The organism is Mycobacterium shunyiense, from assembly GCF_058270075.1.
In genome coordinates this window covers 169,309-193,477 of record NZ_JBZDPU010000001.1, presented here as the reverse complement: position 1 = coordinate 193,477, position 24,169 = coordinate 169,309, and the positions used below count along the sequence as shown (strand labels likewise).

The 24,169-nt window shown below is 66.9% G+C and carries 25 protein-coding genes; 16 read left to right on the top strand and 9 right to left on the bottom strand.

Annotated elements, in window-relative coordinates:
- Nucleotide 1: 1 nt before the first annotated feature.
- Nucleotides 2-1,063 (top strand): metal-dependent hydrolase family protein, encoded by a 1,062-nt coding sequence (locus tag AC4ELH_RS00965; protein ID WP_498883000.1) that lies wholly within the window; start codon nt 2-4, stop codon nt 1,061-1,063.
- 75 nt (nt 1,064-1,138) lie between these two features.
- Here AC4ELH_RS00965 and AC4ELH_RS00960 read toward each other — a convergent pair whose 3' ends face one another.
- The 3 genes from AC4ELH_RS00960 to AC4ELH_RS00950 form a co-directional block, all read right to left on the bottom strand.
- Entirely contained in the window at nt 1,139-2,719 is a 1,581-nt protein-coding gene (locus tag AC4ELH_RS00960; RefSeq protein WP_498882999.1) for a diflavin oxidoreductase, read from the bottom strand.
- An 83-nt stretch (nt 2,720-2,802) separates the two neighbouring features.
- Entirely contained in the window at nt 2,803-3,618 is an 816-nt protein-coding gene (locus AC4ELH_RS00955) for a D-alanyl-D-alanine carboxypeptidase (RefSeq protein ID WP_448446842.1), read from the bottom strand.
- Between the two features lie 86 nt (nt 3,619-3,704).
- The gene (locus AC4ELH_RS00950) at nt 3,705-4,589 is read right to left on the bottom strand and encodes a D-alanyl-D-alanine carboxypeptidase family protein (protein ID WP_463806734.1); all 885 of its coding nucleotides are present in this window, start codon (nt 4,587-4,589) and stop codon (nt 3,705-3,707) included.
- A 75-nt stretch (nt 4,590-4,664) separates the two neighbouring features.
- Between AC4ELH_RS00950 and AC4ELH_RS00945 the strand changes: the two genes are divergently transcribed.
- From AC4ELH_RS00945 to trmD, 6 genes are all read left to right on the top strand, one after another.
- On the top strand, nt 4,665-5,900 hold the full coding sequence (locus AC4ELH_RS00945; RefSeq protein ID WP_064881784.1) for an osmoprotectant NAGGN system M42 family peptidase: 1,236 nt from the start codon (nt 4,665-4,667) through the stop codon (nt 5,898-5,900).
- 19 nt (nt 5,901-5,919) lie between these two features.
- Nucleotides 5,920-6,339 (top strand): nuclear transport factor 2 family protein, encoded by a 420-nt coding sequence (locus AC4ELH_RS00940; RefSeq protein ID WP_055112870.1) that lies wholly within the window; start codon nt 5,920-5,922, stop codon nt 6,337-6,339.
- Between the two features lie 249 nt (nt 6,340-6,588).
- Complete coding sequence (gene rpsP / locus AC4ELH_RS00935) at nt 6,589-7,056, top strand: 30S ribosomal protein S16 (protein ID WP_064881782.1); 468 nt, start codon at nt 6,589-6,591, stop codon at nt 7,054-7,056.
- A gap of 8 nt (nt 7,057-7,064) precedes the next feature.
- The gene (locus AC4ELH_RS00930) at nt 7,065-7,307 is read left to right on the top strand and encodes an RNA-binding protein (protein WP_003881089.1); all 243 of its coding nucleotides are present in this window, start codon (nt 7,065-7,067) and stop codon (nt 7,305-7,307) included.
- Between the two features lie 10 nt (nt 7,308-7,317).
- A complete protein-coding gene (gene rimM / locus AC4ELH_RS00925) occupies nt 7,318-7,845 on the top strand; it encodes a ribosome maturation factor RimM (protein ID WP_448446837.1) in 528 nt (175 codons plus the stop codon).
- 11 nt (nt 7,846-7,856) lie between these two features.
- On the top strand, nt 7,857-8,534 hold the full coding sequence (trmD, locus tag AC4ELH_RS00920) for a tRNA (guanosine(37)-N1)-methyltransferase TrmD (RefSeq protein WP_064959873.1): 678 nt from the start codon (nt 7,857-7,859) through the stop codon (nt 8,532-8,534).
- A gap of 82 nt (nt 8,535-8,616) precedes the next feature.
- Here the strand turns inward: trmD and AC4ELH_RS00915 are convergent, their stop codons facing one another.
- Nucleotides 8,617-9,576 (bottom strand): serine hydrolase, encoded by a 960-nt coding sequence (locus tag AC4ELH_RS00915; RefSeq protein ID WP_498882998.1) that lies wholly within the window; start codon nt 9,574-9,576, stop codon nt 8,617-8,619.
- 323 nt (nt 9,577-9,899) lie between these two features.
- Between AC4ELH_RS00915 and rplS the strand changes: the two genes are divergently transcribed.
- From rplS to AC4ELH_RS00890, 5 genes are all read left to right on the top strand, one after another.
- The gene (gene rplS / locus AC4ELH_RS00910) at nt 9,900-10,241 is read left to right on the top strand and encodes a 50S ribosomal protein L19 (RefSeq protein ID WP_029372100.1); all 342 of its coding nucleotides are present in this window, start codon (nt 9,900-9,902) and stop codon (nt 10,239-10,241) included.
- Between the two features lie 58 nt (nt 10,242-10,299).
- Complete coding sequence (gene lepB / locus AC4ELH_RS00905; protein ID WP_463806732.1) at nt 10,300-11,187, top strand: signal peptidase I; 888 nt, start codon at nt 10,300-10,302, stop codon at nt 11,185-11,187.
- Nucleotides 11,188-11,209: 22 nt separating this feature from the next.
- The gene (locus AC4ELH_RS00900) at nt 11,210-12,022 is read left to right on the top strand and encodes a ribonuclease HII (RefSeq protein WP_498883058.1); all 813 of its coding nucleotides are present in this window, start codon (nt 11,210-11,212) and stop codon (nt 12,020-12,022) included.
- Nucleotides 12,019-12,324, top strand: a complete 306-nt coding sequence (locus tag AC4ELH_RS00895) for a DUF2469 domain-containing protein (protein WP_003881082.1) — start codon at nt 12,019-12,021, stop codon at nt 12,322-12,324. Before AC4ELH_RS00900 ends, AC4ELH_RS00895 begins: the two co-directional genes overlap by 4 nt.
- A gap of 68 nt (nt 12,325-12,392) precedes the next feature.
- Nucleotides 12,393-13,595 (top strand): amidohydrolase, encoded by a 1,203-nt coding sequence (locus AC4ELH_RS00890; RefSeq protein WP_498883057.1) that lies wholly within the window; start codon nt 12,393-12,395, stop codon nt 13,593-13,595.
- Here the strand turns inward: AC4ELH_RS00890 and AC4ELH_RS00885 are convergent.
- From AC4ELH_RS00885 to AC4ELH_RS00870, 4 genes are read right to left on the bottom strand one after another with little or no spacing between them, the layout of a single operon-like run.
- Nucleotides 13,582-14,271, bottom strand: a complete 690-nt coding sequence (locus AC4ELH_RS00885; RefSeq protein ID WP_498883056.1) for a dienelactone hydrolase family protein — start codon at nt 14,269-14,271, stop codon at nt 13,582-13,584. The two genes, AC4ELH_RS00890 and AC4ELH_RS00885, sit on opposite strands and share 14 nt — an antisense overlap.
- Before the next feature lie 39 nt (nt 14,272-14,310).
- On the bottom strand, nt 14,311-15,765 hold the full coding sequence (locus AC4ELH_RS00880; protein WP_498882995.1) for a protein adenylyltransferase SelO: 1,455 nt from the start codon (nt 15,763-15,765) through the stop codon (nt 14,311-14,313).
- Between the two features lie 19 nt (nt 15,766-15,784).
- Complete coding sequence (locus AC4ELH_RS00875) at nt 15,785-16,171, bottom strand: DUF2237 family protein (RefSeq protein ID WP_064886971.1); 387 nt, start codon at nt 16,169-16,171, stop codon at nt 15,785-15,787.
- 27 nt (nt 16,172-16,198) lie between these two features.
- On the bottom strand, nt 16,199-17,803 hold the full coding sequence (locus AC4ELH_RS00870; protein WP_498882994.1) for a PucR family transcriptional regulator: 1,605 nt from the start codon (nt 17,801-17,803) through the stop codon (nt 16,199-16,201).
- A 114-nt stretch (nt 17,804-17,917) separates the two neighbouring features.
- On the opposite strand from AC4ELH_RS00870, the gene AC4ELH_RS00865 reads away from it, so the two are divergent.
- Nucleotides 17,918-19,420 (top strand): CoA-acylating methylmalonate-semialdehyde dehydrogenase, encoded by a 1,503-nt coding sequence (locus AC4ELH_RS00865; RefSeq protein WP_064959879.1) that lies wholly within the window; start codon nt 17,918-17,920, stop codon nt 19,418-19,420.
- Between the two features lie 13 nt (nt 19,421-19,433).
- Nucleotides 19,434-20,819, top strand: coding sequence for an aspartate aminotransferase family protein (locus tag AC4ELH_RS00860; RefSeq protein WP_498882993.1), 1,386 nt, complete (start codon nt 19,434-19,436; stop codon nt 20,817-20,819).
- A 58-nt stretch (nt 20,820-20,877) separates the two neighbouring features.
- Here the strand turns inward: AC4ELH_RS00860 and AC4ELH_RS00855 are convergent, their stop codons facing one another.
- Nucleotides 20,878-21,135, bottom strand: a complete 258-nt coding sequence (locus AC4ELH_RS00855) for a hypothetical protein (RefSeq protein WP_064886967.1) — start codon at nt 21,133-21,135, stop codon at nt 20,878-20,880.
- A 105-nt stretch (nt 21,136-21,240) separates the two neighbouring features.
- On the opposite strand from AC4ELH_RS00855, the gene AC4ELH_RS00850 reads away from it, so the two are divergent.
- Nucleotides 21,241-22,014, top strand: a complete 774-nt coding sequence (locus tag AC4ELH_RS00850) for an HAD-IIA family hydrolase (protein WP_498882992.1) — start codon at nt 21,241-21,243, stop codon at nt 22,012-22,014.
- Nucleotides 22,015-24,162, top strand: coding sequence for a thiamine pyrophosphate-dependent enzyme (locus AC4ELH_RS00845; protein WP_498882991.1), 2,148 nt, complete (start codon nt 22,015-22,017; stop codon nt 24,160-24,162).
- The last annotated feature ends 7 nt before the right edge of the window (nt 24,163-24,169 follow it).

Sequence of the window (24,169 nt, the reverse complement as noted above, 5' to 3'; positions counted from 1 at the left end):
GATGGCGCTGCACGTTCGTGGTCGCGGACTTCCCGACGACGAAGAAGTGCAGTGGTGGATCCACCAGGGTGTGCTGTCGGCTGAGCCGATCGCCAACGCCGACACTGTCTTTGACGGTGGCTGGATCATTCCGGGCCTGGTCGACGCGCACTGCCACGTGGGCCTCGGCCCTCATGGCGCCGTCGAGCTGGACGAGGCGGTGACGCAGGCCGAAACCGAACGGAACGCGGGCGCACTGTTGTTGCGGGACGCCGGCTCCCCGGTGGACACCCGAAGCTTCGACGACCGCGACGACCTGCCGCGCATCATTCGAGCCGGACGCCATCTGGCCCGACCCAAGCGTTATTCACCCGGCTTGCCGATCGATATCGAGGACGAGTCGCAACTGCCCGCTGCCGTGGCCGAGCAGGCCCGGTGGGGTGACGGCTGGGTGAAGCTGGTCGGCGACTGGATCGACCGAGGGGTCGGGGACCTGGCCCCGTTGTGGTCCGACGAGATCCTCAAAGCCGCGATCGACGCCGCCCACGCCGAGGGAGCGCGGGTCACCGCGCACGTCTTCGGTGAGGATGCGCTGCCCGGACTCATCAAGGCCGGAATCGACTGCATCGAGCACGGCACCGGGATCACCGATGACACAATCGAATTGATGCTCCAACACGGCACCGCGCTGGTGCCGACCCTGATCAACATCGACAATTTCCCCGGCATCGCCGACGCGGCGGGCAAGTATCCGCAGTATGCCAAGCACATGCGTGACCTGTACGGGTCCTGTCGCTCCCGGGTCGGTGCGGCCTACGAGGCCGGCGTACCGATCTTCGCGGGCACCGACGCCGGCGGCATGATCGCGCACGGCCGCATCGCCGACGAGATCGAGGCGCTCAAGGGCATCGGGATGAGCCCCACCGCCGCCCTGGGTGCGGCCAGTTGGGACGCTAGGGCGTGGCTGGGGCGGCCCGCGTTGGAGGACGGTGCATCCGCAGACCTGGTCTGTTACACCGAGGACCCACGCCATGGCGGGGTCAGCCACCCGGATCTGGTGATCCTGCGCGGGCGGGTGTTCTGACTCTCCGCCGAGCAGACGCAAACTCGCATGAATTCGACCGGAAATGTACGAGTTTGCGTCTGCTCGCGGGGAAAATCAGTACACGTCACGCAGGTAGCGGTGGGTCTTGATCAGGTCGTTGACATAGGCGTGCGCGGTGTCCGCGTCCATGCCCCCGCTCTCGGCGACGATCTCGTGCAGAGTGGCATCCACGTCCTTGGCCATCTGGTCGGCGTCACCGCACACGTAGAGGTGCGCACCATCCTGCAGCCACGCGAACAACTCGGCGGAGTGCTCCCGCATACGGTGCTGCACATACACTTTCGTGTCCTGGTCGCGGGAGAAGGCCAGATCGAGCCGGGTCAGCGTGCCGGACTCGACGAATTCCGTCAACTCCTCGCCGTAGAGGAAGTCGGTGGACCGGCGACGGTCTCCGAAGAACAGCCAGGAGCGGCCGGGCGCGGCGGCGGCCTGCCGCTCCTGCAGGAACGCCCGGAACGGGGCGATGCCGGTACCAGGGCCGATCATGATGATCGGCACATCGCCTGCGGGCAGCCGGAAATGGTGGTTGGGCCGCAGGTGAACCTGCACCGTCGCGGTGCGCTCGGCCAGGTAGGTCGAGGCGACGCCACCGTGGCGGCGGTCGGCGCCGGGGTAGCGCACGGTGGCCACGGTCAGGTGCACGTGATCGGGGTGCGTCAGCGGACTCGAGGCGATCGAGTAGTCGCGGAACTGTAACGGGCGCAAGGTATCTACCACCTCGTCGACAGTGAGGTCGGTGCGCCGGATCAGATCGAGGACGTCCTCACCGTAGGCGGCGGAACCCGCCAGCTCCTGCAGCGCTCGCGAGGGGGTCCGGATCTCCAGGTGTTCGGTGAGCAGGACGCCCAGAGTCTCCTCCGAGTCGCCGACGCGATGCTCGGGGCCGACCTGGAGTTCGGCCAGGATCGCCGCCACCAGGTCGGGATCGTTGACCGGGTGGACGGCCAGCGAGTCGCCGGCCTGATAGGCGATCCCGGAGCCGGTGAGGTCCAGCTCGTAGTGGCGGACCTCCTTGTCGGATTCTGCCGCCGTGAGCAGTCGATTGACGGCCAGGGGAGCCGCGAAGGGGCGGTTGCGTTCCTGGCCGCGAAGCGGGGGTTCGGCCGCGACGGCCTCGATGGCCTCGATGGCCTCGACGCCGGAGACGGCAGCGGCGGGGCCGGACTGGGCGGCGATGAGTTGCTTGACCAGGTCGGTGGTCCAGGCCGCGGCCGGTTCTTCGTAGTATCCGTCGACGTCCACGCGGTCGGCGAGCCGGGTGGCGCCCAACTCCTCCAGCCGGGCATCGAGGAGTTTTCCTGCGTTGCAGAACAATTCGTACGAGGTGTCGCCGAGGGCCAGGATTGCGAAGCTCATGTGTTCCAGACGTTCGGTCGAGGCGCTGATCGCCTCCCAGAACAGCGTGGCGGTGTCGGGGAACTCGCCGTCGCCGAAAGTCGATGTCACCACGATGAAATGCGTTGCGGTACTGAGCTGGCTGAGTTCGACTTGGTTGAGCTCGACGGCCTCGGCAGGAATTCCGGCGGCGGTGGTGGCCTCGGCGAACGACATGGCAGCGTCTTCGGCGTTGCCCATGTCGGTGCCATAGGCGACCACCAACGAGAACTCACGGTCGGACACATCGGCTCCCCTCATCGCGCGCGGGCACTCCACACGAATTTAGGGTTACCTTAGTTGGGTGTGAGTCCCGGTGGGGCCCTACCTCTTAGCGTCGAAGGTCAGTGCGAGAAACCGTAATCGAACAAATCGATCGCCTGTCCGTACAGATCGCCGGTGCCGTACATCTGGACCACGATCAGACGACGGTTACCCCGTTGCGCGGCACCGACATACGTCTTGCGGGCCAGGTCCGTGTAGCCGGTCTTGCCGGCGATGTCGCCGGGGTAGCGCGCAAGCAGTTCGTTCTGGTTGGTCAGGGTCTTGCCGGGGAACTGGGCCGAGGGCTGGCGCATGATCTGCGCGATCAGTGGGTACGTCAGCGCGGCGCGCAGGATCACCGCCAGGTCGTGAGGAGTGGTCACGGTTTCCCAGCCGGGGCCGTCGAGGCCGGACGGTGAGCCGGCGCGGGTGTTGCGAGCGCCGACTGTGGCCGCCTTGCGCGTCATTGCCGCGACGGTGGCGGGACGGCCGCCGAGCATGTCGGCGAGCATGTTCGCCGCGTCGTTGCCCGACACCATGAGCAGTGCCTCGAGTAGCTGGCGGGTGGTGTACGGCTGACCCGGTTTCAAGCCCACACATGAACATTCGACCTTGGTATGGGATGCGTTGGCCCGGGCGAAATTATCGGGCCGGAGATGATCGAGCACCACCATCGCCAACAGGGGTTTGATGGTGCTGGCCGGGGCATACGAGCCGTTGGGGTCCTTGGACGCCAGTACCTGGCCGGTGTCCATGTCCGCAACCAGCCAGGCCTTGGCGGGTCCGTCGGGAATCTGGGCGCCTGCCGGCTGGACGCCGGGCTGCGCGTACGCGGAGGGCGTGACCGCGAGCACCGCGCCGAGGGCGAGCACGGTGGCCGCGAAACGTCGTCGCACGGAGCTTGACGCTACGGATCACAGGACTCGCTCAGCGCGCGATCAGGTCTCCGTATGGTTGCGGCGCGGAGGTACGGATCAGCCCGTTAGAGCTGGCCGATGCCTGCTGAGTGGTCCTGAGCGAATCCCCAGTCCAACAGGCTGGTGGCCTGGTCCCAGTAGGTCGGGCCACCTTCCTTGACCAACCCGTACATCATGGCGACCACCAACCGGCGGCCGTCGCGCTGTGCAGCGCCGACGAACGTCTTGCGAGCCACGTCGGTGAAACCGGTCTTACCGCCGAGCATGCCTGGATAGCGGCCCAGCATCTCGTCTTGGTTGACCAACGTGACCGGTCCCGTGGCACCTGGAAAGGACGCCGACGGAGATGACGTGATCGCCGCGAACATCGGATTCGCCAGCGCGGCGCGGAAGATCACGGCCAGGTCCCGCGGTGTGGTGGCCCCGTCGATGCCGGGGCCGTTCAGACCCGATGGGGACCCGGCATGGGTGGCGTTCGCGCCGAGCGCGGCGGCCTTGGCGTTCATCTTGGCCACCGCGGCGTCGGTCCCGCCGAGCATGTGTGCCAGTGTGTTGGCGGCGTCGTTGCCGGACACCAGCAGTGCCGCATCCAGCAGCTGCCGCATGGTGTAGGTGCGTCCGGCCTTGATCCCGACGCAGGTGCACTCGACCTTGGCATCGGCTTCGTCGGCGACGACGGTTGCATCCAACGGAATCTCGTCGAGGGCCACCAGCGCCAGCAGAGTCTTGATGGTGCTGGCGGGTGCGTGCGGGGCGTGCTGATCCCGGCCGGCCAGGATCTGGCCGGTATCCATGTCGGCGACGATCCAGGCCGGGGCGGGGCCGGCCGGGATGGGTGTCGCGCCCACCTGCTGCACGCTGGTGTCGGCGGAGGCCGTGGGGGAGCCTGGTAGAGCTGTTGGGAGAAGTGCTGCGAGACAGAGCGAGATCGCACCGACGAGCCTGACCATGTCCACTGACCCTAGTGGCACAATCCGCGGGCATCGGCGTGTGAGGAAGATCCGACGAATACGAGGTGAGAAAACGTGGCCGAGACCGCCGCCATGCCGGAGGCCGAACGTAAGTGGATGATCGACACGCTGCTGTCGTTGCTGCAGACTCCGAGTCCGTCGGGACGCACCGATGCCGTGATGCAGTTGATCGGCGATATCCTCAACGATCTGGGCGTGCCGTTCACGTTGACCCGGCGCGGTGCGCTGACCGCCGAGCTGCCTGGTGAGTCGCCCACGATCGACCGAGCGCTGGTGGTGCACGCCGACACCATCGGCTGCATGGTCAGGAATCTGAAGGACAACGGCCGGCTCGAATTGGTCCCCGTCGGCACATTCTCCGCACGGTTCGCTGCGGGCGCGCGGGTGCGGATCTTCTCCGACGACCCCGACGAGTTCTTCACGGGCACGATCATGCCGCTCAAGGCCAGCGGGCATGCCTACGGCGACGAGATCGACACCCAGCCCACCGACTGGGACCACGTCGAGGTACGGGTGGACCGAAATGTGTCGACACGTGCGGATCTGGAACGGCTGGGTCTGAACGTGGGTGACTTCGTCGCGCTGATCGCCAGCCCCGAACTCACCGAGGACGGCTTCGTGGTGTCGCGCCACCTCGACGGGAAGGCTGGGGTGGCGGTCGCGCTGGCCCTGGCCAAGACCATCTCGGAGCAAAAGATCGTGCTTCCGCACCGCGCCACTCTCATGGTGACCATCACCGAGGAAGTGGGGCACGGTGCCAGTCACGGGCTTCCGCCCGATGTGGCCGAGTTGGTTTCGGTGGATAACGCGGTCTGCGCCCCCGGACAGCACTCGATCGAACACGGCGTGACGATCCCGATGGCCGACCTGCACGGCCCGTTCGACTATCACTTGACCCGCAAGCTCTGCCGCCTGGCCGAGGGACAGGGCATCCCGTTCGCGCGGGACGTGTTCCGCTACTACCGGTCCGACGCGGCAGCCGCCATCGAGGCCGGCGCGGGTACCCGCGCGGCACTGCTGGGGTTCGGCCTCGACGGGAGCCACGGTTGGGAACGGACCCACCTGGACTCGTTGGAGGCCACCTATCTGTTGCTCAACGCTTGGCTGCAGACACCGTTGACGTTTGAGGCCTGGGATTCCAGCCCGACCGGTGCACTGCGTGACTTCCCGTCCTCGAAGCAGCCGGCTCCCAGTGAGCAGTGGGTGCCGTTGTCCCGCGGCCACTTCACCGAGCCGGGGGACGCCTCGCCGGGCGCGCACTGGCCGCCGTCGGAGGGCCCTCAATCCTGACCTGGTGTTGAATCGAGACATGTTGAGCCTGGCCGAGATTTCGGACCGTCTGGAGATCCAGCAGTTGTTGATCGACTACTCCACGGCGATAGACCGTCGACTATTCGATGACCTCGATGCGGTGTTCACCTCCGATGCCTACATCGACTACCGGGCGATGGGGGGCATCGACGGTCGTTATCCCGAGGTCAAGGCCTGGCTGGCCGAGGTGCTGCCGAACTTCCCGGCCTACGCCCACATGCTCGGCAACTTCGATGTCCGGATCGACGGTGACAAAGCGTCGTCCCGCACCATCTGCTTCAACCCGATGGTGCTGCCGGGGCTGGAGCAACAGGTGTTGTTCTGCGGACTGTGGTACGAGGACGAGTTCGTCCGGACGGCCGACGGCTGGCGGATGAGCCGCCGTGTCGAGACCAAGTGTTTCGACAAGGTCGTCTGACCGTCGCAACCCGAGCGCCTCACGCGCGAGTGGCCGGTTGTGACACGCAACCGGCGGCACGTTGTGCAATAACTGGCCATTCGAGCTGGATTTGGGCTGGTCGGCATCGTTCTGGCACAATTGGGCGCTGTCTGCCACGCGACTCGTTCAATGCGCTGCGCGGCGGTCACACACGTAAGGCAAAACCGGATCGGGCAATTCCGCCCGCATCGCTGAATTGCAGCGTGACATAGAGGAGAAGTCTCAACCATGGCTGTCAAGATCAAGCTCACCCGGCTTGGCAAGATCCGCAACCCCCAGTACCGCATCGCCGTCGCCGACGCGCGCACCCGCCGCGAAGGCCGCTCCATCGAGGTCATCGGGCGCTACCACCCCAAGGAAGAGCCCAGCCTGATCGAGATCGATTCGGAGCGCGCGCAGTACTGGCTGGGTGTGGGCGCGCAGCCCACCGAGCCGGTGCTGGCCCTGCTGAAGATCACCGGTGACTGGCAGAAGTTCAAGGGCCTGCCGGGCGCCGAGGGCACCCTGAAGGTCAAGGAGCCCAAGCCGTCCAAGCTGGACCTGTTCAATGCGGCGCTGGCCGAGGCCGAGAGCGGCACCGGTGCCGCGGCCGTCACGCCGAAGAAGAAGAAGGCTCCCAAGAAGGATGACGCTGCCGAGGCCGCCGCTGAGGCACCTGCCGAGGCCGCTGCCGACGACGCCGCAAGCGAGAGCTGAGCATCGCAGTGAGTTCTGTCGTGGTCGACGCCGTCGAGCACCTGGTCCGCGGCATCGTGGACAATCCCGACGACGTACGTGTCGACATGGTCACCAGCCGCCGCGGGCGGACCGTCGAGGTGCACGTGCACCCCGATGACCTGGGCAAGGTCATCGGTCGCGGCGGCCGTACGGCCACCGCGCTGCGCACCCTGGTCGCAGGCATCGGTGGGCGCGGAATCCGCGTCGACGTGGTGGACACCGACCAGTAGCGTCGGATCCATGGACCTGGTTGTCGGGCGGGTTGTCAAAGCTCACGGCATTACCGGTGAACTCGTCGTCGAGATTCGTACCGACGACCCGGATGCCCGATTTACCCCCGGTGCGGCCCTTCGGGGCCGCGCCAAGGGGGGTGCCGAGCGCACTTTCTCAGTCGAATCCGTGCGCGATCACGCGGGTCGGTTACTGATCCGCCTGGCCGGTGTGACCGATCGCAACGCGGCCGACGAGTTGCGTGGCACGGTGTTCATCGTCGACACCGCCGACCTGCCCGCCATCGACGATCCCGATGAGTTCTATGACCACGAACTCGAGGGTTTGCGGGTCGTCACGGTCGAGGGCGCCGCGGTGGGCGTGATTCGCGAGGTGCTGCACACCGCCGCCGGCGAGTTGCTGTCGGTCAAGGCCGAACCGGATGGCCGCGAAGTGTTGGTGCCGTTCGTCAGCGCCATCGTCACCTCGGTGTCCCGGGACACCGGAACTGTCGTCATCGATCCTCCAGACGGTCTGCTGAACCTGGACCAGGTCTGACGGGCCGCGCAGTGCGTATTGACGTCATCACGATCTTCCCGGCCTACCTCGATCCGATCCGGCAGTCCTTGCCGGGCAAGGCGATAGACGCCGGAATACTCTCCGTTGCCGTGCATGACCTGCGGAACTGGACCCGTGACGTGCACCGGTCGGTGGACGATTCGCCGTACGGTGGCGGTCCGGGAATGGTCATGAAAGCGCCCGTGTGGGGCGAAGCGCTCGACGAAATATGTTCCGAGGAAACACTTCTCGTCGTGCCGACACCGGCAGGACGCCCGTTCACCCAAGCTGTTGCCGAGCGCTGGAGTGCTGAGTCGCATCTGGTGTTCGCCTGTGGACGCTACGAGGGGATCGACCAGCGGGTAGCCGACGATGCGGCCCGCCGGATGCGGGTCGAAGAGGTTTCCATCGGTGATTACGTCCTCAACGGCGGCGAGTCGGCGGCACTGGTCATGATCGAGGCGGTGGTCCGGTTGATGCCCGATGTGCTGGGTAATCCGGCATCGCACCAACAGGATTCGCATTCCGACGGCCTGCTTGAAGGGCCCAGCTATACCCGCCCGCAGAGCTGGCGAGGGTTGGACGTGCCGGATGTGCTGCTGTCGGGGGATCACGCCAAGGTCGCGGCGTGGCGCCACGAGCAGTCGTTACAGCGCACGCGCGAGCGCCGACCGGACCTGCTGGGCTGATTTTCCTCGACGAGCAGACGCGCAGGTACCCAAAATCGCGTGAAAACGGGTACCTAGGTGTCTGCTCGCGAGGAAACGTGGGCTAGATCCGGCCGCCGGGGAACATCGTCTTGACGGCGTCGGTGATGGTGTCGCGTGCAGTGGCGGCGTTGGTCGGCTGCAGCGAGCCGATCACCATGATGAACCGACGGTCGGGGCCGACCACGCCGGTCGACAGGTGCATCCAGTCCGAACCGATACAGCACATCCAGCCCTGCTTGACCGCGACCGGTTCGGCGTAAAGGCCCTCAGGAATGCCGAATCGCTGCGGGTACGTGCCGTCCGGTTGCGTTCCGTCGATGGCCTCCGGGGTGGACTGGGCCAGGTTGGACAGGATGACGTTGGCCTGTTCGGCGGGCAGGCCGCCGCTGCCGTTCATCAACATGTCGTAGTAGCGCACCAGATCGGCCGCGGTGCTGATGGTGTTCCACCATCGGCCGTCGTTCGGCCGCTGGGTCGAGCTCAAGCCGTAGCGGGCCGCCACCCGATCGACGATGGCGCTTCCACCGCTGCGGTACCAGAACACTTCGGCGGCGCTGTCGTCCGAGGATCGCAGCATGACGTCGAGGTTTTCGCGGTCCTCGGGGCTCAGGACTGTCTGGCCCTTGGCCTCCTGCAGCAGCAGATCGTCGGCGATGAACAGCTTGACCACCGAGGCGATGGCGATGGTCGTCCCGTTTCCGTTGGAGACCAGTTGGCCGGTGTTGCGGTCGAGGAGGAGCACGGTGATCTCGGCGCCGGCGTCGGCAGCGTCCTCGGTCGCCTGCTGTGCGCGGCCCTCGAGGCCCAGGAAGGTAGCGGCGGGTTCCCCGGGCGATGGCTCGGGCAGCGGAGCCATGCCGCCCTGGGGGACGACGACGGTCAGCTGCGGCAGTGCTCCGGGTGCGGCCGGGGGAGTTCCGTACACCCGGGCTTCGCAACCGACGGCTATCACGGCACTCGCCACTACTGCGGTGACGCTGGCTGCGCTCGCCATCCTCAGCTTCGACGGCCCCCGTCGCATGGTCCTCCTTGAACCGTCAACAAACCCCGATGGGCTCTGCAGGACCGGCGCATCGGTGGATGAAGCCTAACTGTCCGGCTGGTGGCCCGCTGCTCAGTAGTGCTCGCAGTATGGTGCAGGAGTCGGGGCAATCGGGTGGACCGACCCGCCGGATTTCACGGTATGGGGACCCGTCTGGCACAATTGAGCAGTTGTCTGCGCAGGACTGGGCCGGCTTGTCCGCGTTCCGCTGCGAGATGCAACCCGATACACCCGAAAATAGCTTCGGCTGCGCGATCTGTATGCGCCTGCCCGGAGCAGCCAACAACAAGGAAGTGTCACCGATGAACACGCTGGACTTCGTCGATCAGGCGTCGCTGCGCGACGACATCCCGACCTTCAGCCCCGGCGACACCGTCAACGTGCACGTGAAGGTGATCGAGGGCTCCAAGGAGCGCATCCAGGTCTTCAAGGGCGTCGTGATCCGTCGCCAGGGCGGCGGCATCCGCGAGACCTTCACCGTCCGCAAGGAGAGCTACGGCGTCGGCGTCGAGCGCACCTTCCCGGTGCATTCGCCCAACATCGATCACATCGATGTCGTGACCCGCGGTGACGTGCGTCGCGCCAAGCTCTACTACCTGCGCGAACTGCGTGGCAAGAAGGCGAAGATCAAGGAAAAGCGCTGAGCGCGCTGCTCCGCCTGACGATGCTCTCGTCGCGGGACCGGTCACGACCGTCGCTACTGTGGTGCCTGTGACCGGACCTACCGACTCTGCCAACGCGCGCTCGGAGGAAAGTTCCGAATCCGATTCGGACGTCGACTCTGATCCAGGTCAGCCTTCGGATGCGTCCGAGGACGAATCGCCGGACGAGTCGCCCAAGGGCAAGCACTCCACGGCCCGCGAAATCGCCATTTTGGCGACCATCGCGCTGGTGCTCTACTACGTGACGCTGACGTTCATCGCACGTCCGTATCTGATTCCGTCGGAATCCATGGAACCCACGCTGCATGGCTGCGCCGGCTGCGTCGGTGACCGGATCATGGTCGACAAGGTGACCTACCGGTTCTCCAAGCCGGAACCCGGCGACGTGGTGGTGTTCAAGGGCCCGCCGTCGTGGAACATCGGATACAAGTCGATCCGCTCGGACAACACCGCGATCCGCTGGGTGCAGAACGCCCTCTCCTTCGTCGGTTTCGTGCCGCCGGATGAGAACGATCTGGTCAAGCGTGTCATCGCCGTGGGCGGCCAGACGGTGCAGTGTCGTGCCGACACGGGTCTGACGGTCGACGGCAAACGTCTGAACGAGCCGTACCTGGACCCGGCCACCATGATGGTCGACCCCAATCTCTATCCGTGTCTGGGCAATCAGTTCGGTCCGGTCACCGTCCCGCCCGATCGCCTGTGGGTGATGGGTGACAATCGGACCCACTCGGCCGACTCGCGCGCGCATTGCGACAGTCCGCGTACCGACGCCGGGGAAATCCCCGTGCAGGAACGCGTGATGTGCACCGGCGACCCGGCGGTCGGCACCGTTCCGGTGGAGAATGTGATCGGAAAGGCACGGTTCATCGCCTGGCCGCCGTCCCGATGGGGCGGTATCAATGGCGTGAACCCGCAGACCGACTCCTAGGAGCTGCCCTGTGCCTCCAGTGGTGAAGACGTCGTGGCCGCCGCGACCGGTGATCCGGAGGTCATCCGGCCTGCGCACCCTGGAATCAGCGCTGTATCGCAACGGACTCGGGCCGGTTGCCGGGGTGGACGAGGTGGGGCGCGGGGCCTGTGCGGGACCGTTGGTGGTGGCCGCCTGTGTACTGGGCCCCAACCGGATGGACAGCCTGGCCTCGCTCGACGATTCCAAGAAGCTGGGCGAGCGCGAACGGGAGCGGTTGTTCCCCCTGATCCGCCGGTACGCACTCGCCTATCACGTGGTGTTCATCCCCTCCGACGAGGTGGACCGGCTCGGTGTTCACGTGGCCAATATCGAGGGCATGCGGCGCGCGGTGGCGGGGTTGTCCCTGCGGCCCGGATACGTGTTGTCCGACGGGTTCCGGGTTCCGGGCCTGGCAGTGCCCTCCTTGCCGGTGATCGGGGGAGATGCCGCCGCCGCCTGTATCGCAGCGGCCAGCGTGCTGGCCAAGGTCAGCAGAGACCGGCTGATGGTCGAGATGGAGCAGCACCATCCCGGCTACGGGTTCGCCGAGCACAAGGGGTACAGCACTCCCGCACACTCCGCGGCGTTGACGGAGTTGGGGCCGTGTGTGGAGCACCGCTACTCGTATGTGAACGTGCGGCGGGCCGCAGAGACGGTAGATGTGCGGCGGGCCGCAGAGACGGTAGATGTGCGGCGGGCCGCAGAGATGACAGACGTGCGGCGGGATATGGCACCAATGCGGCATGCTGAAACCGCGTACGCAAAGATGGTCGACAGGGCACCAGCACAACGAGAAGGACAGCACACCAGATGAGCGCCGAGGATCTCGAGAAGTATGAAACCGAGATGGAGCTCTCGCTTTACCGCGAATACAAGGACATCGTCGGGCAGTTCAGCTATGTCGTCGAGACCGAGCGGCGGTTCTACCTGGCCAACAGCGTGGAGCTGATTCCGCGTAACTCCGAGGGCGAGGTCTACTTCGAGTTGAGGCTCGCCGACGCCTGGGTGTGGGACATGTACCGGCCGGCCCGGTTCGTCAAGCAGGTGCGGGTGATCACGTTCAAGGACGTGAATATCGAAGAGGTCGAGAAACCCGAACTGCGGTTGCCGGAGTAACAGCGGACAGGGGGTCGGCGGTGGCGGCGGACAGTACTGGGGACGATATTCGTCGACGCGCCGAGGCGGTGCTCACGCGGTTACCCGAGGTCCGCGCCTGGCAGGAGCCGCTGTACCGCGATCTGCATCAGAACCCCGAACTCTCGCATCAGGAAAAACGCACTGCCGGCGTGGTGGCCGAGCGCCTCCGTCGGTCGGGGCTGACCGTCCACGAAGGCGTCGGTGGAACCGGCGTGGTCGGTGTTCTGGGCAACGGCGACGGCCCCCGGGTACTGATGCGGGCGGATATGGACGCGCTGCCGGTGACGGAGGCGACGGGGCTGCCCTACGCGAGCGCGCATGACGGCGTCATGCATGCCTGCGGCCACGACGTGCACGTGACGTGTCTACTGGGCGCTGCCGAACTGCTCTCCCAGGCGCCAGATCACTGGCGCGGCACCATGATTGCGGTTTTCCAGCCCGCCGAAGAGGTGGGCGATGGCGCCCGGGGGATGGCCGAGGACGGTCTGGCCGATCTGGTCGGCCCAGTCGACGTGGCGCTGGCCCAGCATGTGTTTCCGGCGCCCGCGGGACAGGTGCGTACCCGTAGCGGGCCGGTGTTGTCTGCGGCCGACAGCATGAGGATCACGGTCTACGGTCGTGGCGGGCACGGTTCGATGCCGCAGGCCACGGTGGATCCGGTGGTGCTGGCGTCGATGATCGTCATCCGGTTGCAGACGATTGTGTCCCGCGAGGTTGATCCGAGCCAGACGGTCGTCCTGACGGTCGGCAGCATTCAGGCCGGGACCAAGAGCAATGTCATCGGCGATCACGCGGTACTCGAACTGAACCTGCGCACCTTCGATGAATCGGTGCGCACCGCGGTGCTCGCGGCGATCCGGCGCGTGGTGATCGCCGAGTGTCAGGCATCCGACTCGCCGCGCGACCCGGAATTCGAGTTGTACGCCAACTTTCCGCTGACCGTCAACGACGATGCGGTTACGGCTCGCGTCGAGGCCGCCTTCAGTGAATATTTCGGCGACCGGGCACAGACGATGCCGGCCGGGTCGGCCAGTGAAGACTTCAGTGACATTCCGGCTGCGCTGGGCGCGCCCTACACCTATTGGGGCTTCGGCGGGATCGACGAGGAGGCGTTCCGCGCGGCGGTGTCCGCCGATCGCACTCGCGTGGACATTCCGGTGAACCATTCACCGCGGTTCGGCCCGGTGCTCCAGCCGACGCTGGACACCGGCACCGAAGCGCTGGTGGTGGCCGGGCTCAGTTGGCTTTAGCGCTCAGGTGCTCGCCGAAGAACGCGAACACGCGTGACCAGGCATCGGCGGTGGCGGCCTCGTTGTAGCCGAAGCCGGTGATCCGCAGTAACGACTGCGCGGGCAACTGGTTGGCGAAGCTGTGGCCGGCTTCGGGGTACACCTTGATGTCGGCCGGGATGTTCTTGGCGTCGACGACGCGCTGCAACCGACCCGCCGCACCGATGCCCAGCGGGTCACGGCGGCCGAAGCTGGCCACCAGCGGGCATGAGGCGTCCAATGTCTGGTCGAGCCGCTTCGGCAGCGGCGTGCCGTAGAACGGTGCTGCCGCTCCAAATCCTTTGGGCCCCAGAACAAGCGCGAACTGTCCGCCCATGCAGAAACCTGCGATGCCCACCGCCCCGGTGCACTGCGGGTGTGCCCGCAGGTGGTCGCGTGCGGCCAGGACGTCGTCGAGTGCCCGGCCGCGCTGGGTCAGCAGCTCCCGCATCACCCGGGTGATGCACCGCGCCCGACCGCCGCGCGCGTAGAGATTCGGCGTGAGCGCGAGATAGCCGGCAGCCGCGACGCGTTCGGAGATCGCCTCGTTGTCGGGTGCGTAGCCGATCGCGTCATGGATGATCACCACTCCGGGCCACGGACCCTCCCCGCTGGGGAGGCCGAGCAGAGCGTCGATCGGGCCGTCGGGTGTGTTCATCGTGATCGTCGTCACCCGACCCACCGTAGCGGCTGGTCGTCAGGTTCCGCAGAACGTGCGGTAGGTACCGAAGTCGTCGGGCGCGGGTGCGGCATACCGTTCGAGCCCGGGACGTTCGTCAAAGGGCGCAGCGAGCGCGTCCATCAGGTGCTCGACGGGTTCCATGTCGCCGTTCGTCCCGGCGTTCAACGCTTCTTCGACGAGATGATTGCGGGGAATGTAGATGGGATTGACCCGGTCCATGGCAGCGGTGTCAGGCCCGAGGGCTTGCCACCGTGCCAGCCACTCGTCGAATCCGCCGGCGATCTCGGCTTCTCCGCGCTTGGCACGTGCGAGGTCGCGGAAGAACGACGTGTAGTCAGTTCGGTTCTGCTGCAACAGCGCGAGCAGGTCGTCGATCAGGCTGCGGGCCACTTCATCGTCGACATCGTCGGGCAGTCCGAGCTTGGCGCGCATCCCAGCCGACCACGCGGCGTCGAACTGCGGCCCGAACTCGCGCAGTGCCCGGGTGGCGAGTTCGACGGCGTGCTCACCGTCGTCAGCGAGCAGGGGCAACAGGGTTTCGGCGAAGCGGGCCAGGTTCCACGCGGCGACGGTCGGCTGATTCCCGTAGGCATAGCGGCCGCCATGATCGATCGAGCTGAACACCGTTGCCGGATCGAAGATTTCCATGAACGCACACGGCCCGTAGTCGATGGTCTCACCGGAGATGGTCATGTTGTCGGTGTTCATCACGCCGTGGACGAACCCGACGAGCATCCACTGGGCCAGCAGCGTGGCCTGCGCCGCGACGACACCCTCGTACAGCGCCAGGTACGGGTTCTCGGCATCGGCCGCGCTGGGATGGTGCCGGGCGATGGCGTGGTCGGCCAGCCGCCGCAGCAGCGCGATGTCGCCCACGGTCTGTGCCTGTGCGCTCGCGTACTGGAAACTGCCGACCCGCAGATGGCTGTCGGCGACCCTCGCCAGTACCGCCCCGGGCAGCAGCGTCTCGCGCCGGACGTCGCGCCCGGTGGCCACCACAGCGAGGGCACGGGTGGTGGGGATGCCCATGGCGTGCATCGCTTCGCTGACGATGTACTCGCGCAACATGGGCCCGACGACGGCCAGACCGTCCCCGCCGCGGGCGAACGGCGTGCGCCCCGACCCCTTGAGGTGCAGGTCGCGGGGGCGGTCGTCGGCGCCGACGAATTCGCCCAGCAGCAGCGCGCGGCCGTCGCCCAGGCGCGGAACGTACCCGCCGAACTGGTGCCCGGCGTATGCCTGGGCCACCGGGGTGGCTCCGTCCGGCACGGCAGTGCCCGACAGCAGGCCGAGGCCGTCGGGGCTGCGCAGCCACGAGCCGTCGAGGCCGAGTTCGGCCGCCAACGCCTCGTTGAGTACCAGCAACCGCAGTGCGGGGGCCGGCTCGGCCTGCCACGCGACGGCCATCTCGGGAAGCGCGCGGGCGAAGCGGTTGTCCAGGGTGACGCTCGTATCGGGTGCGACGCTCACGGCTCGAGCCTACGGAGCCTCAGAGGCTGCCCAGGTCGTCGGGCACATCAACCGCGTACTGCCGAAGAACGTCGAGCGGCACCACGTCGAGGGTGCGCTCATGGGTGGCGGCCAGTACCACCGGGGCCGCCTGGCCGTCATTGTGCGCGCGCAGCCAGTTGACCGCGGTGACGCACCAGCGGTCCCCGGGCACCAGGCCGGGAAACCGGTACTGCGGTGCCGGTGTCGAGAGGTCGTTGCCGATCGACCGCTGGTGGTCCAGGAATTCGGTGGTCACGACGGCGCAGATGGTGTGCCGGCCCGCGTCGGCGTCGCCCGTCGAGCAGCATCCGTCGCGGTAGAAGCCGGTAAGCGGGTCGGTGCCGCACTCCTCGAGCCGGCCGCCCAACACATTGCGATCTGCCATCGGACAAGTATGAGTCCCGAGGTGCTCTCAGCGTGGCGGCTGTGCGGCGGCACCGCGTTGCGCGTCCAGCACCAGCAGCGCCACGTGCAGCGACGTCATCGATTCACCGTCGTCGAGGTTGACGCCGAGTCTCCGTTCGATCGAGGCCAGCCGGCCGTAGAGCGCCGGGCGGCTCATGTGCAGACGTTTGGCCAGTGCGGACTTGTTGCCCGCGAGTTCCAGGTAACCGCGGAGCACGACCAGATCGTCGCTGCCCTGATCGGCGTCGTGGATCAGAACGGACTTGAGTTCGGTTTCGGCGAACATCTGGACGCGCGGATCGTCGAGCAGCAGCGTGATCAGTCCGCGCAGCCGGACGTCGGAGGCCCGCACGAACGGCCGGGTCAGATCCGGCATCGACGCCGCGACTTCGGCGACGTGGGCAGCTTCGCGCAACCCGTGGACGGCGTCGGCGAACGCTCCGGCGCCACCACCGACGGCGATGACGACCTTGTCCGCGTCGCCGCCACGGGCGATGGCCTCACGCCAGCCCTCGGCCAGCCGGCTCAGGGTGACTTCGGTGCTGGAACCGCGCCGCGGATTCAGCGCCAGCACGAGGCCGATCTCTCCGTCTCGCCGGATCGAGCAGATCGCGCTGTGCCCTTGGGCTTTCACGCTGTGAGTGACTGCATCGAGGATGCGGATGTTGCGGCGTTGGGTGCCCACCGGATCGAGCCGGTCCGGTGGCGCACCCACCCGGACGGTGGCCGGCAGGTAGGTGCCACCGGCTCGCAGACCGAGGGCCAGCGCCCGGGCATCGGCCTCGCGGTCGTCGTCAATTCGTCCGCCGAGAACATCGTCGATCAACCCGCTCTGGGCTTGATGCTCGAGACCGGTCCGGCCCCTTTCGGCCATCCGGTGCAGGGCGAGCGCCTGTGCGGCGCGTTCCAGGACCATCTTCGTCTTGTCCGGCGCGGCCGGGGCGTGCGGGACGATCAGCCGACCCCACTCTTCGGCGCGGGGGCCGACGGCCGTGGTGACCCACGGTTCCGTCATCGCTCGGGATCGCTGTTGCCAGTCGGCGAGCACGGTGGTGGCCGGCTCGTTGCGCGGTGAGATCGCCAGCACCTGGCGGGACAGGTCCTCCAGCACCACCGATTCATCGATCATCTCGGCGGCCGCGCGCACGATGTCGGCCATCGACGGCCGTTTCATGCTCAGCTCGGTGAAGGTCTTGTGGGTGCGGTGGGCGAACTCGAGTTCCTCGTACTGGTCGGCCACGATGAGGCGGTGCACCGCCTCGGTGACTTCGACGAACTTGGTCTGTCGGTGCAGGACGACCAGCGCCAGGCCGAGAGTCTGCGCCATCTTCCCGACGCTGTCGGGCAGTGATTCGATGCGGGTGCCCAGTTCGACGACCACGCCGACCACTCCTGCCCGGTGCATCCGTCGCAGGTAGTCGCGGGGCGCGTCACGCAGTGCCGCACCGGTGGTGAGCACCAGTTCGCCACCCTGCAGCAGGCCGGCCAGGTCCGGCATGTCGCTCACGTGGACCCAGCGCACCGGCCGGTCCAGCTGTTGTGCGCTGAGCACCTCGGGCTCGCCGGCCTGCACCACCGGCAGGCTGACGATGTCGCGCACGGTCGGGATCATTTTACAAAGTGTAATGAACCGGCTGATCAGGATTACAAGATGATCGTCCCGCTGGTATTGACGGTGGCCCAGAGTAGTACCAGTACTTATCGCCACAGGAAGGTTCGGGAATCCATGAGCAATGTCATCCAGCATTGGCGCGACGGCAAGGTGTTTGCCGGCACTTCGACCGCCACCGCCCCGGTGACCAACCCGGCGACCGGTGCGGTCACCGGCGAGGTCGCGCTGGCCAGTGTGGATGACGCGCGTGCGGTGATCGACGCCGCCGCCGCGGCGTTCCCGGCTTGGCGGGACACGTCCCTGACCAAGCGCACCTCGGTGTTGTTCGCCTTCCGCGAGCTGCTCAACCAGCGGAAGGGCGAACTCGCAGAGATTATTACCAGCGAGCACGGCAAGGTGCTCTCCGATGCGCTCGGCGAGGTCAGCCGTGGTCTGGAAGTCGTCGAGTTCGCTTGCGGCATCCCGAATCTGCTCAAGGGTGGATTCAGCGAGAACGCGTCGACCAACGTCGACGTGCACTCCGTGCTGCAGCCGCTGGGACCGGTCGGCATCATCTCGCCGTTCAACTTCCCCGCCATGGTGCCGATGTGGTTCTTCCCGATCGCCATCGCCGCCGGTAACACCGTGGTGCTCAAGCCGTCGGAGAAAGACCCGAGCGCCTCGCTGTGGATGGCGCAGCTGTGGGCCGAGGCCGGACTGCCCGAGGGTGTGTTCAACGTCCTGCAGGGTGACAAGACGGCCGTCGACGAGGTGCTGACCAACCCCAAGATCAAGGCGGTGTCCTTCGTCGGGTCCACCCCGATCGCGCAGTACGTGTACGCCACTGCCACCGCGGCAGGCAAGCGCGTGCAGGCCCTGGGTGGGGCCAAGAACCACGCGGTGATCCTGCCCGACGCCGATCTGGATCTCGCGGCCGATGCCATGATCAACGCCGGATTCGGTTCCGCCGGTGAGCGCTGCATGGCCATCTCGGCCGCCGTCGCTGTGGGCCCTGTCGCCGACGAGCTGGTCGCCAAGATCGCCGAGCGTGCCGCCACCATCAAAACCGGTGACGGAACCAAGGATTCGGACATGGGGCCGCTGGTGACCAAGGCCCACCGCGACAAGGTGGCCTCCTACATCGACGCGGGCGAGGCCGACGGTGCCAAGGTCGTCGTCGACGGCCGTACGGTCCTGGACGGGGCGGGTCAACGGGATTCGGGTGGCTTCTGGCTCGGCCCGACCCTGCTCGACAACGTCACCCCGGAGATGAGCGTCTACACCGACGAGATCTTCGGCCCGGTGCTGTCGGTCCTGCGCGTCGAGACCTACGACGAGGCGCTTGAGCTGATCAACAACAACCCGTACGGCAACGGCACCGCGATCTTCACCAACGACGGTGGCGCCGCGCGGCGGTTCCAGAACGAGGTCGAGGTCGGCATGGTCGGCATTAACGTGCCGATCCCGGTTCCGATGTCCTACTACAGCTTTGGTGGTTGGAAGGCATCGCTGTTCGGTGACAGCCATGCGCACGGCGCCGAAGGCGTGCACTTCTTCACCCGCACCAAGGCCATCACCACCCGCTGGCTGGACCCCAGCCACGGTGGCATCAACCTCGGCTTCCCCGAGAACAAGTGAGAGAATTCAACTCATGACTGCGATTCAAGAGTCCGCCACGCTGCCCAACGGGTTGACCGTCGATGCGGCGAAGGCCGAGGCCGCGCGGGCCTACGAACTAGACCGTGCACACGTGTTCCACTCCTGGTCGGCGCAGGAGGAGATCTCGCCGATGACGATCACCGCCGCCCAGGGTTCGTACGTCTGGGACGGCGACGGTAACCGGCTGCTGGACTTCTCCTCCCAGCTGGTCAACACCAACATCGGTCATCAGCACCCGAAAGTTGTTGCCGCGATTGCCGAGCAGGCCGCCAAGCTCTGCACCGTGGCTCCGCAATACGCCAACGCGGCACGTTCGGAGGCGGCCCGGCTGATCGCCGAGCGCACCCCCGGTGAGCTGAACAAGGTGTTCTTCACCAACGGCGGCGCCGACGCGGTCGAGCACGCGGTCCGGATGGCCCGACTGCACACCGGCCGCTACAAGGTGCTGTCGCGGTACCGCGCCTACCACGGTGGCACCGACACCGCGATCAACCTGACCGGTGACCCGCGGCGCTGGCCCAACGACCGCGGCAATTCCGGCACCCTGCACTTCAACGGGCCGTTCCTCTACCGCTCGTCGTTCCACGCCGAAACCGAGGAACAGGAATCCCAGCGCGCTCTGGAGTACCTCGACAAGCTGATCCAGATGGAGGGTCCGACCACCATCGCCGCGATCATCCTGGAGTCGATCCCGGGTACCGCGGGCATCATGGTCCCGCCGCCGGGGTACATGGCCGGGGTGCGCGAGATCTGCGACCGCTACGGCATCGTGTTCATCGCCGACGAGGTGATGGCCGGCTTCGGTCGTAGTGGAAAGTGGTTCTCCATTGAGCATTTCGACGTGGTGCCCGATCTGCTCACCTTCGCCAAGGGGGTGAACTCCGGTTACGTTCCGCTCGGTGGTGTCGCGATCAGCCCGGCCATCTATGAGACGTTCGCGCATCGTCCGTACCCGGGTGGGCTGACCTATTCCGGGCACCCGCTGGCCACCGCGGCTGCGGTCGCCACCATCAACGCCATGGCTGACGAGGGCATGGTCGAGAACGCCGCCAAGATCGGTGCCGAGGTGCTGGCACCCGGCCTGGCCGAGTTGGCGGCCAAGCACCGCAGCGTCGGCGAGGTGCGTGGCGCGGGCGTGTTCTGGGCGGTCGAGCTCGTGGCGGATCAGCAGACCCGCGAACCGTTGGCGCCCTACGGTGGCTCCAGCCCGGCGATGAATGCCGTGATCGGCGCGTGCAAGGCCAACGGCCTGCTGCCGTTCGCCAACTTCAACCGCATCCACGTGGTGCCGCCGTGCAACGTCACCGAGCAGGAGGCGCGCGAGGGTCTGGCGATCCTGGACTCCGCGCTCGACGTCGCCGATCAGCACGCCAACTGATCTCGGCTGAGTAGTCAACGGCCCGGCTGTGCGGTTTCCGCTCACCGGGCCGTTGCTTTCAGCGCCGGCCGGTTATGAGGTCCTTGATCTCGGCCAGATGCTCGTCGACTGAGCGCAGGCGGGCTCGGGTCTCTTGACGGAAGTCCGTCAGTTCGCGCTCGACCGAGGTGAGCCGCCCCTCGACGGAGGTGAGTCGTTGGCCCTGCTCACGCTGATTGGCACCCAATGCGTTGACTGCCGCAAGCACCGCGCGATAGTCAAAATGGGAGGCCTCCAGCGCTGCCACCCGCGCTTCGAGGTCTTCGAGGGCTGCCATCGCCCCATCGTATGGAGGCGGGGGCGTCACCGCCATGCCATCGCCACACCTTGTGGATAACTCCGTTGCCGCTTGATCCGCACGGCGAGTTGAGACACTGGACCGGTGCGTTCACCTGCCCAGTGCTGGCTAACCGACATGGACGGCGTCCTGGTCCGCGAGGAGCACGCGCTCCCGGGCGCCGCCGAGTTCCTGCAGACTCTGGCCGACAAACAACGGCCGTTTCTGGTGCTCACCAACAACTCGATCTTCACCCCGCGTGATCTGGCGGCCCGACTGGCCCGGTCGGGGCTGATCGTGCCCGAGACGTCGATCTGGACCTCCGCACTGGCGACCGCGGCGTTCCTGGCCGATCAGCAGCCGGGCGGCTCGGCGTATGTGATCGGCGAGGCCGGGCTGACCACCGCGCTGCACGAGGCCGGCTACACCCTGACCGACATCGATCCCGACTATGTGGTGTTGGGGGAGACCCGCACCTACTCCTTCGAGGCGATCACCAAGGCCGTCCGACTGATTCTCGGCGGCGCCCGATTCATCGCCACCAACCCCGATGTCTCAGGTCCGTCGGCCGAGGGCCCGTTGCCCGCGACGGGATCGGTGGCGGCGATGATCACCAAGGCCACCGGCCGCGACCCCTACTTCGTCGGGAAGCCCAATCCGATGATGTTCCGCAGTGCGCTCAATCGGATCGAGGCGCATTCGGAGAACACCGTGATGGTGGGGGACCGGATGGACACCGACGTGGTGGCCGGGATCGAGGCGGGTCTGGAGACCATCCTGGTGCTCACCGGTTCGACGTCGGTCTCCGACATCGAACGTTATCCGTTCCGGCCCAGCCGCGTGCTGCCGTCGATCGCCGAGGCGACCGAGCTGATCTGAATGACCATCGAGCCCATCGACGCGTACTTCACCGCGACGGTAGCGTCGCTCATCGCGCCGGGCTCAGAGGATGCCCCGGCACTGGATATGCCGAATCCCTTGGCGCTCTTCGACGCTCAGCTGGGCAGCAGGCATCTGGACCTGGCCGCCCGGTGGCTGCGTTCGCAGGGGCAGGGCTTCTACACCATCGGATCGTCCGGGCACGAGGGTAATGCCGCTGTCGCCGCCGCCCTGCGGCCGAGCGATCCGGCGTTGCTGCACTATCGGTCGGGCGGCTTCTACCTGGCCCGCGCCGCGCAGGTCGACGGCTGCGATCCGCTGCGCGACGTGCTGCTGGGGTTGGTGGCGGCCACCGCTGAGCCGATCTCCGGCGGGCGGCACAAGGTGTTCGGCCGTCAGGACCTGAACATCATTCCGCAGACGTCCACCATCGCGTCACATCTGCCGCGGTCGGTCGGGGTGGCGTTTTCGATCGCCCGCACCCGCAAGCTCGGTGTGGCCTGCCCATGGCCGGAGGACGCGGTCACCGTGTGCAGTTTCGGTGACGCCTCGGCCAATCATTCGACGACCGTCGGCGCCGTCAATGCCGCCCTGCACGCCGCCTACCAGGGCCTGCCGATGCCGCTGCTGTTGGTCTGCGAGGACAACGGCATCGGGATCAGCACGCCGACGCCGCGCGGCTGGATCGCCCGTGCCTACGGGGACCGCAAGGGGTTGCAGTACTTCGCCGCCGACGGGTGCGACCTTGTCGATGTGGTCGAAACCGCACGCGCCGCGGCCGATTGGGTCCGGCGCGTTCGCAAACCGGCATTCTTACACCTGCGCACGGTACGGCTGATGGGTCATGCCGGGTCCGACTATGAGCAGGCCTACCGGCGGCCTACCGACATCGTTGCCGACTATGAGCTTGACCCCGTGCTGACCACCGCGAGAACACTTGTGGCCCATGGCATTCTGACGCCTGATCAGGTGCTGCAACGCTATGAGGACAAACGGGCCGAGGTGATGAGCCTGGCGCGCGAGGTCAGCGATCGCCCGCGATTGGACAGTGCGACGGCGGTGATGCAACCGCTGCGCGAAACACTGGACGAGGCCAAGTCGGTCTCCGCCGTCGCGCCGGGTGAGCCCGGCGGTCCACCGCTGACCCTGGCTCTGGCCATCAATCGGGCGCTGCAGGAGGTGCTGCAGGCGCATCCGGAGGCGATCGTGTTCGGCGAGGACATCGCCCGTAAGGGCGGTGTCTACGGGGTGACCCGCGGCCTGCCGGCTGCGGCCGGCTCCGCGCGGGTCTTCGACACCCTGCTCGACGAACAGACCATCTTGGGACTGGCCCTGGGCGCCGGTGTCTCGGGGCTGGTGCCGATCCCGGAGATCCAGTACCTGGCCTATCTGCACAACGCCGCCGATCAGATCCGCGGTGAGGGGGCCACGCTGCAGTTCTTCTCCAACCGGCAGTACCGCAATCCGATGGTGGTGCGGATCGCGGGCTACGGGTATCAAAAGGGGTTCGGCGGTCACTTCCACAACGACGACTCGGTCGCCGCGATCCGCGACATTCCCGGGGTGGTGATCGCCTCGCCGGCCCGGCCCGACGACGCCGCGGCGATGCTGCACACCTGCGTTTCCGCCGCGAAAACTGCTGGTGCGGTGTGCATTTACCTCGAACCCATCGCCTTGTACCACAGCAAGGATCTCTATGCCGACGGTGACGAGCAGTGGCTGGCGGCCTATCCACAGCAGCCAGTCCGTGTCGGTACGGCCCGCACGTACGGCGACGGCGCCGACCTGACCATCCTGACGTTCGCCAACGGACTGTGGATGAGCCTGCGGGTCGCGGCGCGCCTGGAGCGCGCCGGGATCGCCGCCCGGGTGGTCGACCTGCGCTGGCTGTCGCCGCTGCCGGTCGAGGACATGCTGCGCGAGGCGGACGCGACCGGACGGGTGCTCATCGTCGACGAGACCCGCCGCACCGGGGGTGTGGGGGAAGGGGTGCTGGCCGAACTCGCTGACCACGGCTTCACCGGGCGGGTGCAGCGGGTCTCCAGTGCCGACAGCTTCATCCCGCTGGGCGATGCCGCACTGGAGGTGCTGTTGTCCGAGGACACCATCGAGGCCGCCGCGGTGAAACTGGTGGGCGAACCGGCTTGATAGCTTG

Coding starts and splice junctions, on each gene's coding strand:
- AC4ELH_RS00865 (WP_064959879.1), top strand. CDS start 17,918: ATGAGCAATGTCATCCAGCATTGGCGCGACGGCAAGGTGTTTGCCGGC.
- AC4ELH_RS00950 (WP_463806734.1), bottom strand. CDS start 4,589: ATGGTCAGGCTCGTCGGTGCGATCTCGCTCTGTCTCGCAGCACTTCTC.
- rimM (WP_448446837.1), top strand. CDS start 7,318: ATGGACCTGGTTGTCGGGCGGGTTGTCAAAGCTCACGGCATTACCGGT.
- AC4ELH_RS00870 (WP_498882994.1), bottom strand. CDS start 17,803: ATGATCCCGACCGTGCGCGACATCGTCAGCCTGCCGGTGGTGCAGGCC.
- AC4ELH_RS00875 (WP_064886971.1), bottom strand. CDS start 16,171: ATGGCAGATCGCAATGTGTTGGGCGGCCGGCTCGAGGAGTGCGGCACC.
- AC4ELH_RS00860 (WP_498882993.1), top strand. CDS start 19,434: ATGACTGCGATTCAAGAGTCCGCCACGCTGCCCAACGGGTTGACCGTC.
- AC4ELH_RS00855 (WP_064886967.1), bottom strand. CDS start 21,135: ATGGCAGCCCTCGAAGACCTCGAAGCGCGGGTGGCAGCGCTGGAGGCC.
- AC4ELH_RS00845 (WP_498882991.1), top strand. CDS start 22,015: ATGACCATCGAGCCCATCGACGCGTACTTCACCGCGACGGTAGCGTCG.
- AC4ELH_RS00940 (WP_055112870.1), top strand. CDS start 5,920: ATGTTGAGCCTGGCCGAGATTTCGGACCGTCTGGAGATCCAGCAGTTG.
- AC4ELH_RS00965 (WP_498883000.1), top strand. CDS start 2: ATGGCGCTGCACGTTCGTGGTCGCGGACTTCCCGACGACGAAGAAGTG.
- AC4ELH_RS00885 (WP_498883056.1), bottom strand. CDS start 14,271: ATGAACACACCCGACGGCCCGATCGACGCTCTGCTCGGCCTCCCCAGC.
- rpsP (WP_064881782.1), top strand. CDS start 6,589: ATGGCTGTCAAGATCAAGCTCACCCGGCTTGGCAAGATCCGCAACCCC.
- AC4ELH_RS00915 (WP_498882998.1), bottom strand. CDS start 9,576: ATGCGACGGGGGCCGTCGAAGCTGAGGATGGCGAGCGCAGCCAGCGTC.
- rplS (WP_029372100.1), top strand. CDS start 9,900: ATGAACACGCTGGACTTCGTCGATCAGGCGTCGCTGCGCGACGACATC.
- AC4ELH_RS00960 (WP_498882999.1), bottom strand. CDS start 2,719: ATGAGGGGAGCCGATGTGTCCGACCGTGAGTTCTCGTTGGTGGTCGCC.
- AC4ELH_RS00895 (WP_003881082.1), top strand. CDS start 12,019: ATGAGCGCCGAGGATCTCGAGAAGTATGAAACCGAGATGGAGCTCTCG.